The sequence below is a fragment of the Kluyvera sp. CRP genome (genome assembly GCF_019930565.1).
In the GTDB taxonomy this organism is placed as follows: Bacteria; Pseudomonadota; Gammaproteobacteria; order Enterobacterales; family Enterobacteriaceae; genus Kluyvera; species Kluyvera georgiana_A.
On the sequence record NZ_CP082841.1, the window covers coordinates 968,849 to 982,656 of the forward strand.

Genomic DNA, 13,808 nt, shown 5'->3' on the forward strand with positions numbered 1-13,808 from the left:
CTCTATCAATCGCGTGTCATTATTGTTGTGTTGTAAACATCTATCCGTTTAGACGTCTGGATGTAAAAATGCCGCAAAAGGCGACGGGCGTCAATAGAAAGATCGGCGTAAAAAGTGAGTAATCTTCAGCGAAGATGAAAAATATTCATCTGGCACTGCGGCGGGCAACCCGCCGCAGTGGGTCCGCTTAGTGCTTCACATCCTTCACTCGCATCCCGTTTAACAGCTCATCGGAAAGCTGACCGCCGGATTTAAAGTAATCCACCACCGCATTGGAGACATAGTATCCCCCTGACGTATTACGCGCCTTGCCTTCAGTAAAGGCGGCAAAACCATCACCGCCATCGGCCAGGAAGCTATTGGTCGCGATGTGATAAACCGTCGCATCATCAATCGATTTGCCGTTCAGGGTGAACGCCGTCACGCGCTGGCCGACGGGCTTACTGCTGTCATACTGCATCTCCAGCCCTTTGGAAACCTGCAATACACCATTACTCAAGCCTGCGCCATGCTCCATCAAACTACGAAGCTGTTTACCGGTCAAATCCATCGTCACCAGTTCGTTAGGGAACGGGAAGGTACTGATAATGCCGCCCATCGTGACCTCTCCCGCCGGAATTTCATTACGAATGCCGCCAGAGTTGGTCAGGGCTAACTGGGTCTCTTTTCCCGCCGCCGCCAGCAGTGCATCCGCCGCCAGGTTGCCCAGAGAGGAAGACTCGCCATAAGCGCGGGTCAGTTCCACCGGCGCGCGGGTTACCGTTTGCTGCACCACTTTATCGAGCTTTTTATTCCAGCCATCAATCACCTGCTTCGTTTGTGGATCAGGCTTCCACTCATCGGCAAAAATGGTTTTCAGCTCAAAATTCTTCACCGTAAAGTCATGTGGCTTCTCTTTGTAATCCAGCACCAGTTTCCCCACGTCAATACCGCCGCTATCGGTGGACAAAATCAGCGTCTTACCCACTTTAATCGGCTCCGGCGTGCCGACGTGGGCGTGGCCAGTGATTAGGATATCCAGCCCTTTCACCTGGCTGGCGGTCTGAATGTCTTTATCCAACGCGCGACGAACGTCGGTGCTTCCCTGGCTGGACTGGCGCGCCGGAGTTCCTTCATGAATCAGCGCCACCGTCAGATCTACCTTACCTTTTAGCTCATCAATATAGCGTTGTAGCCACTTCACCTCATCACGCGCTTCAATCCCAACGCGCGTCGAGGCAGAAACGGTGTCATCAAAAGCAAACACGCCGTGCAGGCCAATCACGCCAATCTTCACCCCATCTTTTTCAATAATGGTGTACGGCTTATCCCAGAACATTTTGCTGCTGTTCTGATAGAAAATATTGCCCTGCACAATCGGGAATTTTGCCTGACTCAGCTGCAGCAGCGTGTTGTCCCAACCGTGGTCAAATTCATGGTTACCCATCGTGACGGCATCAAACGACATCGTGTTCATGATGTCGATAATCGCCTTACCCTTAGTCAAACTGCTGATGTACGGCCCGGTAAAATAGTCGCCAGCATCAAAAAACCACGTGGCCTTATTTTGGGCTTTTTCCTGCTTCACCAACGTGGTGATATTCGCCCAGCCGCCAATATCGCGCTTTCCATCGGCAATCCATGGCACCTTATAAGGTTCCACATGGGCATGCAGATCGTTGGTATAGATAATGGTGACGTCTTTGGCGCACGCCCAGAATGGCAGAGTCAGCAGTATGCCGGCGGCAATCGTTTTTAACTTCATAATCAATCCCTTTCAGTCATATGAGGAATCGCTACGTTACGTTCTGAAAGGTTTTTTTATGTGAGAACAATCACAGCGGTGGGTGAAAGTCGTAGAACAAAATCAACGACCTGTCGAAATCGTTGGTAGCACGATGGATTCTCTCTTCACGATTAATACCTGCAAAACGTATGGTTGCCCTAATTTAGGGTTAGCCACATCGCCAGATTATCAGTGGCCGGATTATCGATTGGGCTATCCCGCCCTGCACTGCCAGGCATGCGGAAGCTACCCGCCACTTTTTAATGATCAGGAATTTCAACGCTGGGCAGCCGCCTGTTTCACCGGCTATGCGCGTGAATACGGCCATTTTTGCCCTGCTTGCTACCAGGCGGAGGTGATCCGTTACGGGCATAATCCGGGAGGAAGCCAACGATTGCAGTGTCAACGCTGCAAAAAAGTGTGGACGCCAAAGCGACAGCCGCTGACAAATGCCTTATCACCAGACGCGATTTGCAGCGTGCCGTTTATTATGGACTTTCAGGGCGAACTTGCCGCGCAGAAGCTCTACCTGCTTTTTAGTTTCGATGCTGTTCGCGGCAATATCCTCCATGTATCGAGCAATTACACGCCATATCCGGCAGGAAATACGTTGCGCTACCGCTGGAAAGGCATTCGCCCCACACCGACCCATCATCACGATATTATTCAAAGCGTTGCACTGAAAGAACGGCAGTTCCTTCAGCGCAGTCAATTTGACGAAATCCAGTACGGGGCAGCGGCGCTGAAGCGCAATGCGAACGGGATGATTCTACGACCTGTCATAGCTGCCCATGGCCATTTTCGCGTACTCAAGAACCGCTTCCCTGAGGTGGGTACCCATATTGTGGCCCACGAATGCTTTCTTCGCGGGGCGATCATCACCGCATGGGCGGAGTTATTTCGTCAGCGCCGGGCTTCACTCTGGTTTATTGAAGAGAAGACCATCGATGAAGACAATACGGATGCCTGGCGACTGTTGGGCAAAACGAATCAAGGATGGTGGAAAAATCAGTGGCAGTTATGGGCGCAGGGCCGTAATCAAAAAATGGTCTGCCCATTAACCGACCACCGCCAGGACAATGGTAGCAAGATAACCCTCACAGCCAGTCGACGTTTCTTCCGCTGGCTCGCCGTGCAGGATGAGTTTCAGCAAAGCTCCCGCTACTCTGCCGCGCATATTATGCGTCTCGTGACCACCCTGGCATGCCAGTACAATGCCCAAAACGATGAATATATGCCCACACGAATCCCCACCCTCTAATACATTAAAGTGAGAACTACTTCTCAGTTCTCTCACTCCTCTGCGGCCCTGACAAAAATTCTATTGCAGACGTTAATGGCTTGTTTCACGATAAGTAGAACGTTCTACTATAACGTTATACCTAACATAAACAGGGTTATTAAAAGCACGCACGAAGAGGCGTCTATCCGGGGGAAATCAGTATGAGTCTGATATCAAGTGTCGTTAAATCGCTTTCTAAACTGTCGATGATAGGCCGCGCGCTGATGCTGCCCATCTCGCTGCTGCCTGCGGCCGGTCTGTTGCTGGCGTTCGGGGATAAATTCCACCTGCCGTTGATGATGAACGCAGGCGGCATTATTTTCGACAACCTGCCGATGCTGTTTGCTATCGGCTCCGCCGTCGGTCTGGCGTCCGAATCCGGCATCGCGGCGCTGTCTGCCGCGGTCTCCGTCTTTGTGACCAACATTACCATCAGTACCGTGCTCGGTATCACGCCGGAAATGGCGGGGCAAGGCGGGAAATATGCGATGGTGGTCGGCATTCCGACTCTGCAAATGGGCGTCTTTGGCGGCCTGATTTGCGGTATCCTCGCCGCGTGGTGCTATAACCGCTTCCACAAAATGCAGCTACCGGAGTTCCTTGGATTCTTCTCCGGCAAACGCTTTGTCGCCATTGCAACCGCCCTGCTGTCGTTTATTCTCGGTCTGCTTCTGCCGTACATCTGGCAGCACATTCAGGCGGGCATCGACGCGCTGTCGGTGGTGATCAACGGCGATAACCAAGCGGTATCGACCTTTATCTTCGGGCTGGTTGAGCGCGCGCTGATTCCACTGGGCCTGCACCACATCTGGTATCCGTCATTCTGGTACTCCTTCGGCGATTACACCACCCACGCAGGCCAGGTGATTCACGGCGACCAAACCATCTGGTTCAAAATGCTGGAAGAAGGGGTGAAATCCTTCAGCAGCGACACTTATCAGAACGCCGGTAAGTTTATGCAGGGCGAGTTCCCGCTGATGCTGTTCGCGCTGCCTGCAGCGTGTCTGGCGATGTACCATGAAGCGCACACGAAAAATAAAAAAATCGCCGCCGGTATTCTGTTCTCCGCCGCGCTGACCTGTTTCCTCACCGGGATCACCGAGCCGGTTGAGTTCACCTTTATCTTCGTGGCGCCCATTCTCTACGTCTTCAACGCCATTATGGCGGGCCTCTCCTACATGGTGATGTACCTGCTGCACGCGCACATTGCCAAATCGTTCTCCGCTGGGCTTATCGACTATATCTCGTTTGGCATTCTGCCGTCGTTTAACGGCTATCAGACGAACTTCCTGAACGCGATTATCGTCGGCGTGCCGATGGGGCTGATTTACTACTTCACCTTCCGTTTCGTGATTCGCCGTTTTGACGTCAAAACGCCGGGCCGTACCGAAACCACGGTGAGCGCTAACGATAAAACCGATGAAGATCTGGCAACGGAAATTATCAGCCTGCTGGGCGGCGAGCAGAATATCGCCTCCGTGGGCTCGTGCATTACCCGTCTACGCCTGGAAGTGTCGGATAAAGACTCAGTGGATAAAGATGGTCTGAACAATATCGGTGCGCGCGGCGTCGTTTTCGTCGGTGATAACGGTATTCAGGTGATTTTTGGCGCCAGAGCGCAATTTATCGCGCAAACCATGTCGACGATGATTGGCAAATAATCATAAGATTGTCGCCGGTTGGAGGTCCCATCCATGATGGGCACCTCCTTGTTTTCTGCGGATATTCACGATGGTCCAGGGAGCGCTTTTGAAGAAGGTCAGCATAATTGATGTCGCGAAGCGCGCGGGCGTCTCGGTTTCTACCGTGTCGCTGGTGCTACGCCAGAAAGGAAAAATCTCCGATGCGACCATCGAAAAAGTGCAGGCTGCTATCCACGAGCTGGGCTACGTCCACAACGTGGCGGCCGCCAACCTCCGGGCCAATACCTCCAATTTGATCGGCCTGATTCTGCGCGACTTTAGCGACAGCTTCTCCATCAAAGTGATGGCCAGCATTGTCCAGGAGCTGGAAGCGCAGGGTTACATGGTGTTCCTCGGCCAGCCGCTTAACGAGCACGAACATCTTGAACGCTGCCTCCTGTCGTTTAAACAGCAGGGCGTCGCTGGCGTTATCTATCTGGCATCGGATGTGCGTCGCGATACGCTGCCCGCACAAATTCGCCAATGCCCATTACCGCTGGTCGTCGTCTCACAGTCTCCCATCAAAGAAAAATGCAACCTGGTGATGCGTGATAACCAACAGGCGGCCAGTCTGGCAACTCGCTATCTGCTGGAGCGCGGCCATCGCTACATCGCCTACCTTGGCGGCCAGGAACACGATCTGATTCGCCAGCAGCGGCTGGTCGGTTTTCGCAGTACCCTCACCCGCCTCGGCATTGCGACTCGCGACGAATTCAGTCCCGCCTGCGGCGATGATACGTACGCCGCCAGCGTCGCGACGCGTCAGCTGCTGGAAAACAATAACGCCATTACCGCCCTGTTGTGTCATTCACCGGACGCGATGATCGGCTGTATCGATGGAATTCATAAGGTGGGGCGCACCGTGGGGAAAGATGTCTTTTTAACCCAGCAGGTGGCGCTGATCGGCTTTGAAGACATGTTGCACATCAACCTGACCTCGCCGTCATTTACCTACGTCTCCTCGGCCAGCGAAGAGACCGGGCGTCAGGCCGCGACGCTGATGATCCGTAAATTGCGCGAGCCAACATTACAAAATCAGGCGATTACGTTGTCGGGTCAACTGGTGCCGCGCGAGTCTGCCTGAACCACGTTCACCAGCCAATCCAGCCTCGCCGCGTTTTCCGGCGACATCACGAGCCCGCACTGGACGTACAGGGCGGCTTCATCAATGGGGCGGAAAACCACGCCCTGACGCTGAATCGCAGCAAAAGATTCGGGAAACAAGCTCAGCCCTTCTCCGCGGGCAATACGCGCCAGCAGCACGTCGTGTTCCAGCGGCTCTTCAATACAGGCGGGCAGGTAACCCGCCCGGCGGAAAATATCGCGAGTAAAGTCAAAGAAGGCGGGGTTACGCTCGCGCTTGAACCAGAATAACGGTCGGCCGTTCAGCGCGCTGAGCATCAGTTGCTGCTGCGCTGACTCAGGCCATTGTGCGGGCAACGCCGCAATCAACGGCTCCTGTCGGCCAACAGGAATCAGGCTTAACTCTGAGGTTTCCAGCGGCAGCGCCACCAGCGCAGCATCCAGTTTTCCGCGGCGCACCTGACGCACCAGCTCTGGTGAACCGTGCCGCACAACGTGCAGTGTCTCCACCTGGGCCGCCAGCACGGTTTCCAGCGTGGCAAAAACGCCCTGCTCAAACGCGGTGGTCAATCCAATCCGTAGCGATGACGCGCCAGCCTGAGCGAGCCGGCTCAGGGCATCATAGGTTTCATCCTGCTGCGCCAACAGTGGGCGAATAATCGCCAGCACCTGTCGCCCTTCAGCCGTTAACGTCAGCCCTTTGGTATGCCGGACAAAAAGCGTTACCCCCAGCCGTTCTTCAAGCTGGCGAATGTGACGGCTCAGCGGCGGCTGCGACATATACAGCCTTTCCGCCGCACGACGCATATTGTTCTCTTCCGCCACCACGGCAAAGTAGCGCAGCAGCCGGATATCCAGCGCGTGCAAAGGGGATGTAGTCATACCGAAAAGGTATCACGGAATCGGTATTATCCAAATGATTCTGCGCGCTCTATCCTCTCGCCATACGCTAACAAACGAGGTGATGATGATGGATTCAGAACGCTATATAACCGGTCAGAAAATGCTGCAACAGGTTGATGGAAAAGGGGGAGAGGCCGTCGTGAATAGCCTGAAGGATATCGCACCGGACTTCGCCCGCTATCTGCTTGAGTTCCCGTTTGGCGATATTTATGCGCGCCCGGGACTGGACCTGCGCAGCCGGGAAATCGCCACCGTCGCCGCGCTGACCGCCATGGGTAACGCCGCGCCGCAGCTCAAAGTGCACATCGCCGCTGCGCTGCACGTTGGCTTAACGCAGGAAGAAATTATTGAAGTGATTATGCAGATGGCGGTTTATGCGGGATTTCCGGCGGCGCTCAACGGCCTGTTCGCCGCAAAAGAGGTTTTTGCGGCGAACGGCAAACGCTAGTTACAGCAACTGCGCCAGACGATTAATATCCGACTGAATGGCCCCGGCGGTCACGTCGCGGCCGGCGCCCGGCCCACGAATCACCAGCGGGTTATCGCGATACCAGCGGCTTTCAATGGCAAAGACGTTATCACACGGTAGCAGCGAGGCCAGCGGATGTTCCTGACGCACCGCTTCCACGCCGACGCGCGCTTTGCCGTTGGCGTCGAAACGCGCCACATAACGCAGCACCAGCCCCATTTCCTGAGCGGCTTCCAGACGCTGCAACATCTGCTCGTTCAGCTCATCGCCGTTCTCAAAGAAATGGTCGATTGAGCCTTCTTCACAGTGCGCCGGCACCAACGATTCCACGCGAACCTGGTCCGGCTCAATGTCATAGCCCGCCTCACGCGCCAGAATCACCAGCTTACGCATCACATCCTTACCGGAGAGGTCGACACGCGGATCCGGCTCGGTCAGCCCCTGCTGCCAGGCCTGATCGACAAGGTCGGTAAACGGCACAGTGCCATCAAACTGCAGGAACAGCCAGGAGAGCGTGCCGGAAAAGATACCGCTGATCGCCAGAATGCTGTCGCCGCTTTCAATCAGGTCGCGCACGGTATGATTAACCGGCAGACCCGCGCCTACGGTGGCGTTATACAGCCAGTGACGGCCGGTTTTTTCAAACGCGTCGTGAATCTGGCGATATTTATCGCTGCTGCTGGCCCCGGCCAGTTTGTTGGCGCTGATCACGTGGAAACCGTGGCTGGCAAAATCGAGATACTGATCGGCCAGCTGTTCGCTGGCGGTGACATCCAGTACCACCAGGTCGTCATATGGATGGGCGCGCATCCACAGGAACAGCGACTCTTCGTCCTGCTCAACGGCTTCATCGTCAAAGAAAGCCAGCGCGCGGCTGGCGTCCAGCCCTTCATAGCTCAGCAGGCTGCGGCGGCTATCCACCACGCCTGCCAGCACAAATTCAAAACCGGTTCGCGCCGATAGCGTCGTCTGCTCACGGGCAAACAGTTCCAGCCAGCGGGAACCGATATTCCCTTTGCCGAACAGCACCAGGCCAATGCGTTTTTCGGCGCGGAAAATCGACTGGTGCAGCCCCTGAATCAGGCTTTCCGTCGGGCCAGCACGCAGTACGGCGACCAGGCTGATGCCCTCTTCCGACTGCCAGGTAAATTCGACCGGCTGCCCCTTAAGCTGTTGCCAGAAACGGTGGCAGTGCAGCGGGTTGCGGGTGACGCCCGCACCAACCATCGCCACCAGCGCCAGCCCCTGTCGCAGGCGTAGCTCGCCCGGCAGACCCGCTTCATCGAGAATTTTCAGCGCGCTATCAACCACTTCCGAGGTATAGCAGAACTGCAGCAGACGATGATCCGCGTGCACGCCAACCGCCAGCGGACGAATCTGCGCGCGTTTGAGTATCTGGTCGATCTCCTTATGCGCCAGCTTAAAGTCCTGGCTAGCCGGAACGCGGAATTCGATTAAACAGACATCATCATGACTGGTGACAATCCGCGCGCCGGTACCGGAAGCCAGCACGCGTTCGATGCGCGTGGACCCTTGATCCGGCGTGTAGCTACAGCGCAATTGCAGATCGATATCGCTGCCGGAAACCGGCTGTAAGGTACGCGCGTGCAGCACCGGAGCGGCCAGACGCGCCAGTTCACTGGCTTCATCCAGACGCAGCAGCGGCAGCAGACAAGCATCTTTCACTTTACGCGGATCGGCGCTGTACACGCCCGCCACGTCGCTCCAGATGGTAACGCGGGAAACACCCGCCAGCGCGCCAATCTGGGTGGCGGAATAGTCGGAACCGTTACGCCCCAACAGTACGGTTTCACCCGCGTTATTACGGCTGATAAAACCGGTCACCACCAGACGTTTACCCGGATGCTGCGCCATCAGCTGTTGTAACAGCGGGTATGACAATCCTTCATCCACCTGCGGCTGCGCGCTACGTTCAGCACGGAGGAACGCGCGAGCATCGAGCCAGGCAGCGTCCAGACCTTGCAGCTTGAGGACTTCCGCCATCAGGCGCGCCGACCACAGTTCACCGTGGCCGACCACTTCCGCGTACACCGCGTCGTTGACGCCGTTATCCAGCAGCCCGGCTAACCGCTCCAGGTCATGAATAAAGTCGGCAATCATGCCATCGGCAATCTCGGCGGGCAGCAGGCCGCTAATCAGATCGGACTGATAGCGGCGCAGCGTCTGCTGAACCTGATGCGCAGAGAGGCGATCGGTCTGACTGAGCTTCAGCCAGTTGATCAGCTGGTTGGTGGTGCTACCGGCGGCGGAAACCACCATCATATCGCCTGGCTGAGAGTACTCCGCCATAATGCCGGCAACACGCAGGTAACACTTCACATCCGCCAGACTACTCCCACCAAATTTATGCAGCTGACGCTCTTTCGCCCCTGCCTGCGCAATCACACTCATATTTACCCCTGTGCTGCGATCCGGAATCCATTTTCCAGATCGGCAATTAAGTCTTCGCTATCTTCAATACCGGTTGAGATGCGTAATAGCGTCTCAGAAATCCCCGCAGCGGCGCGCGCTTCCGGCGCCATGCCCGCATGGGTCATGGTAGCCGCATGCGAGATCAGGCTCTCTACCCCGCCCAGCGACTCCGCCAGGGTGAACAACGACAGCCCGCTCAGGAAGCGGCGCAGCGTTTGCTCGTCGCCGTTGAGCTCGAAGCTGAGCATCGCGCCAAACCCTTTCTGCTGGCGGGCGGCAATTTCGTGGCCCTGGTTTTCCGGCAGAGAAGGATGATACAGCTTTTTCACCAGCGGTTGGGTTTTCAGGAAGTCGACAATCGCATACGCGTTACGCTGCGCCACTTCCATACGTGGAGAGAGCGTACGCAGGCCGCGCAGCAACAGGTAGCTGTCGAACGCGCTGCCGGTGACGCCGATATTATTCGCCCACCATGCCAGTTCTGTGACGGTATCCGGATCTTTAGCAATCACCACGCCCGCCACCACGTCGGAATGGCCGTTGAGGTATTTGGTGCAGGAGTGCAGTACCAGATCGGCGCCAAGCGCCAGCGGGTTTTGCAGCGCCGGGCTTAAGAAGGTGTTATCCACCACGCTCACCGCGCCGGCCTCACGTGCCAGCTGGCAGATTTTCGCAATATCGACCACGCGCAGCAGCGGGTTGCTCGGGCTTTCGACCAGAACCAGCTTCGGTTTTTCCGCCAGCGCCGCTTTTAAGGCTTCATCATTGCCCTGATCGACAAACAGCACGCGATAGCAGCCGCGCTTTGCCAGGCTATCAAACAGACGGTAGCTGCCGCCGTAGCAGTCGTGTGGCGCCACCAGCAGATCGCCAGGTTTCAGGAAGACGGTGGTCACCAGGTGAATCGCCGACATGCCCGTATTGGTCATCACGGCGCCCGCGCCGCCTTCCAGCTCAGCCAGCGCGCGCTGCACGACGTCACGCGTCGGGTTGCCGCGACGCGAGTAGTCATGCGCGCGCGGTTCGTTAAAGCCGGTAAAGTTATAGGTACTGGAAAGATGGATCGGCGGGACAACACAACCATACTGCTCGTCGTCATTTAATCCGCTACGCACTGCGATGGTGGCCTGTTTACGGGTCATGAGGATTCGTTCCTGGCAAGGTCTGTGAAAAGTCAGACCCCAGAGTAAACATTGTTGCCATAGCCGTCAATACATCTAGACATCTAAACCTCTTTGCGTATAGATTGAGCTATTGGCAAATAGCCGTTAAAATTATATGCATTAGCGCACATCTGCGAAGGCGAAGCGCGTGTCAGCGCAAGGCCACTACGGTACACTACGCGCGATCATGGCCCTGAACCGGCCTGTTAACTAATGACTAGAGGATTAAAGGTATCTCATGGCTGAATGGAGCGGCGAATATATCAGCCCATACGCTGAGCACGGTAAGAAGAGTGAGCAAGTAAAAAAAATTACGGTTTCCATTCCTCTGAAGGTGTTGAAGATCCTCACCGATGAACGCACGCGTCGTCAGGTGAACAACCTGCGTCACGCCACCAACAGCGAACTGCTGTGTGAAGCGTTCCTGCATGCTTTTACCGGTCAACCGTTACCTAACGATGAAGACCTGCGGAAAGAGCGCAGCGATGAAATTCCGGAAGCGGCGAAAGAAATTATGCGTGAGCTGGGAATTGACCCGGAGACGTGGGAATATTGATTCGCTGAAGAAGCCGGGAAACGTTAATGTTTCCCGGCTTTTTTATTGTCAGCGAGCGTTACTTCATCTCGTACTCCGGCCATGGTCGCGCGGCAATAAACTGCGCCACCGCATCGCGGTCGGGAATCGCCGAAAGCGCCCCTTTCTGCGTGGTCGCCAGTGCGCCACAGGCGCTGGCTTGCGCCATCGCGCGATGTAACTGCGTGACATCGTCAGGCATCCCTTGCTGTGCAAGGCTGGCGAGCAGGCCCGCCATAAACGCATCGCCCGCCCCCGTCGTATCCACACTCTCAACGACATAACCGCTGAAGTGCACAACGTTCCCCTGGTACAAAACCATCGCCCCCTGCGCGCCGTAAGTCACCACTTTGAGCGTCGCCGGATAGGCCTCCAGCCCAGCAATGGCTTCGGCAAAGCTCTGGGACTGGGTTAACCAGTACCACTCCTCTTCCGACAGCTTCAGGATATCGGCCTGACGGGCAAAGTGGCGCACGGTTTCCAGCATGCTTTCGGGGTCGGGCCACATTTGCTCGCGCAGATTGACGTCAAAACTCAGCAGGCCATGCTGCTGTTTAATACCCACAATCGCCTGCGCCAGCGTATCGCGGCAGGCCGGCGCCACCAGCGCCAGCGAGCAAAAGTGCAGGATATCCGCGCCAAACTCAGGGAGCGCCTGCGCCGACAAGAACTGATCGGCGGAGGGATTCACCAGGAAAGTGAAATCCCGCTCGCCGCCTTTACCGAGCGAGACCACCACCGTGCTGGTGCGGTGCTGGTCATCCAGCTCCATTGCCTGCGTGTTGACGCCATACTCCCGCAGCGTCTGCTGCAAAAGATGGCCGAAAGGATCGTCACCCACCCGCCCAATAAAACCGCTGCGGCAACCTAATCGCGCGGCCCCCGCCGCGACGTTTACCGGCGCGCCGCCGGGGCAGGCCTCATAGCGCCTGTCGCCAATGGGAAGCAGATCGGCCACCGCATCGCCTAGCGCCCAGATATTCATCATGCTTCTTCCTCCGGTTATTTATCCAGGGGCCAATAGCCGCCGCTGTGCAGCGTGGCTCGCCCGTTGCTGGCGAACAGCGCCAGTTCACGTTGCCCTTCCAGCGGATAAATGCGGCTACTTAAGCAGGCCTCACCGTCATTCACGAAAACTTCCACGGAGGAACGATCGATAAATATCCGCAGCGACAGACGATCGCCCGCCGGTAACGCGACACTGCGCGTACCTTCCAACGCGAATTGCGGATAGCGGCGCTCCAGCGTCAGCCGCTGCGCCTGAGTATCAACTGCGATCCGCAAGCCATCACCTAACGCGAGGCCGTAGCTTTCCGCCGTCGCGTTTTTCATCGACCACACCAGTTCCAGCTCAATCGCCTCAGCATCATCCACGATGTGTGAACGTTGATTGTGCAACTGCTGCGCCAGCAGCGGGTAATAGCTGCCGCGCAGCGTCGCGACCTCTTCGGCGGGAACCATCTGCAGGCAGTTATCTGCGCCGAGACGAATTTCACGTGGCAGAGAGAGCATCCCCGCCCAGCCATCCTGCTGTTCCGGCATCGGCGACTCCCACATATCCAACCAGCCGATCACTATGCGGCGGCCGTCCGGCGTCAGGAAGCTTTGTGGGGCATAAAAATCGTGCCCGTGGTCCAGCTCAATGAATTCGCCATCGGTCGAAAACGGCTGCCCCGGCTGCCAGTCGCCAATCAGATAGCCGCTCTGGAACAGATTGCGGTTGCGATAACCTTCCGCCGCCAGCCCCTGCGGTGAAAACATCAGTATCCGCTTCCCGTTGAGCGTGAAGAAGTCCGGGCACTCCCACATATAGCCCATGCCTTCCTGCGCTTCGGCCAACACGCCCTCTTCTTGCCACTGACGAAGATCGGCGGAGCTGTACAGGCGCACCTGCCCGGTATCGCCAACGCGCGAACCGACAATCAGGTACCAGGTATCGCCTTCACGCCAGACTTTCGGATCGCGGAAGTGATGCAACCCGGCGGGAGTATCAATAATCTGTCCCTGACGTTCAAAATGAATCCCGTCGCGGCTGGTCGCCAGGCACTGCACCTGGTAGAGATTATCGTCACTGCCCGGATCGCCATGAAACTTATGCCCGGTGTAGATCAGCGCCAGCGTGTCGCCGTCGACCACCGCAGAGCCGGAGAAACAGCCGTCTTTATCCTCAGGGCCTTCCGGCGCCAGCGCCACCGGCAGATGCTCCCAGTGCACCAGGTCTTTACTCCGCGCATGCCCCCAGTGCATTGGCCCCCACTGGGTTGAGTAGGGATGATGCTGATAAAACGCGTGGTACCAGCCGTCGAACCACACCAGTCCGTTAGGGTCATTCATCCACCCGGCGCGCGCGGCAAGGTGATAGCGCGGATACCAGCGCGGATTCAGCGTGGCGCTGCGTTTCTGGAGTTCCTGTTCAGCATGGGCAATTGAAAATGTCATATTCTTCACTCTTGT

General features: G+C 56.6%; 11 protein-coding genes. 5 read left to right on the forward strand and 6 right to left on the reverse strand.

The features are described from left to right. Positions 1-187: 187 nt before the first annotated feature. Complete coding sequence (locus K7B04_RS04415) at positions 188-1,744, reverse strand: bifunctional UDP-sugar hydrolase/5'-nucleotidase (RefSeq protein ID WP_223803553.1); 1,557 nt, start codon at positions 1,742-1,744, stop codon at positions 188-190. A 133-nt stretch (positions 1,745-1,877) separates the two neighbouring features. Between K7B04_RS04415 and K7B04_RS04420 the strand changes: the two genes are divergently transcribed. The 3 genes from K7B04_RS04420 (at position 1,878) to malI (ending at position 5,813) form a co-directional block, all read left to right on the forward strand. After that, complete coding sequence (locus tag K7B04_RS04420; protein ID WP_223804121.1) at positions 1,878-3,026, forward strand: cytoplasmic protein; 1,149 nt, start codon at positions 1,878-1,880, stop codon at positions 3,024-3,026. Positions 3,027-3,208: 182 nt separating this feature from the next. Beyond that, the gene (locus K7B04_RS04425) at positions 3,209-4,708 is read left to right on the forward strand and encodes a PTS transporter subunit EIIC (RefSeq protein ID WP_223803554.1); all 1,500 of its coding nucleotides are present in this window, start codon (positions 3,209-3,211) and stop codon (positions 4,706-4,708) included. 88 nt (positions 4,709-4,796) lie between these two features. Next, a complete protein-coding gene (gene malI, locus K7B04_RS04430) occupies positions 4,797-5,813 on the forward strand; it encodes a Mal regulon transcriptional regulator MalI (RefSeq protein WP_065357279.1) in 1,017 nt (338 codons plus the stop codon). Here malI and K7B04_RS04435 read toward each other — a convergent pair. After that, entirely contained in the window at positions 5,786-6,694 is a 909-nt protein-coding gene (locus K7B04_RS04435) for a LysR family transcriptional regulator (protein WP_163448634.1), read from the reverse strand. The two genes, malI and K7B04_RS04435, sit on opposite strands and share 28 nt — an antisense overlap. Positions 6,695-6,782: 88 nt before the next feature. Here K7B04_RS04435 and K7B04_RS04440 point away from each other — a divergent pair, with 88 nt between their 5' ends. After that, on the forward strand, positions 6,783-7,163 hold the full coding sequence (locus tag K7B04_RS04440) for a carboxymuconolactone decarboxylase family protein (protein WP_163448642.1): 381 nt from the start codon (positions 6,783-6,785) through the stop codon (positions 7,161-7,163). Here the strand turns inward: K7B04_RS04440 and K7B04_RS04445 are convergent, their stop codons facing one another. Further along, a complete protein-coding gene (locus tag K7B04_RS04445; protein ID WP_163448635.1) occupies positions 7,164-9,596 on the reverse strand; it encodes a bifunctional aspartate kinase/homoserine dehydrogenase II in 2,433 nt (810 codons plus the stop codon). Positions 9,597-9,598: 2 nt separating this feature from the next. Beyond that, complete coding sequence (gene metB, locus K7B04_RS04450; protein WP_163448636.1) at positions 9,599-10,759, reverse strand: cystathionine gamma-synthase; 1,161 nt, start codon at positions 10,757-10,759, stop codon at positions 9,599-9,601. 259 nt (positions 10,760-11,018) lie between these two features. Between metB and metJ the strand changes: the two genes are divergently transcribed. Beyond that, on the forward strand, positions 11,019-11,336 hold the full coding sequence (metJ, locus tag K7B04_RS04455; protein WP_012907792.1) for a met regulon transcriptional regulator MetJ: 318 nt from the start codon (positions 11,019-11,021) through the stop codon (positions 11,334-11,336). A gap of 58 nt (positions 11,337-11,394) precedes the next feature. Here metJ and K7B04_RS04460 read toward each other — a convergent pair whose 3' ends face one another. Continuing rightward, positions 11,395-12,339: an aminoimidazole riboside kinase gene (locus K7B04_RS04460; protein ID WP_223804122.1), complete on the reverse strand. Its 945-nt coding sequence runs from the start codon at positions 12,337-12,339 to the stop codon at positions 11,395-11,397. Positions 12,340-12,356: 17 nt separating this feature from the next. Further along, positions 12,357-13,793 carry a glycoside hydrolase family 32 protein gene (locus K7B04_RS04465; protein WP_223803555.1) on the reverse strand — a complete coding sequence of 479 codons (1,437 nt, stop codon included), beginning with the start codon at positions 13,791-13,793 and terminating at the stop codon, positions 12,357-12,359. Between the last annotated feature and the right edge of the window lie 15 nt (positions 13,794-13,808).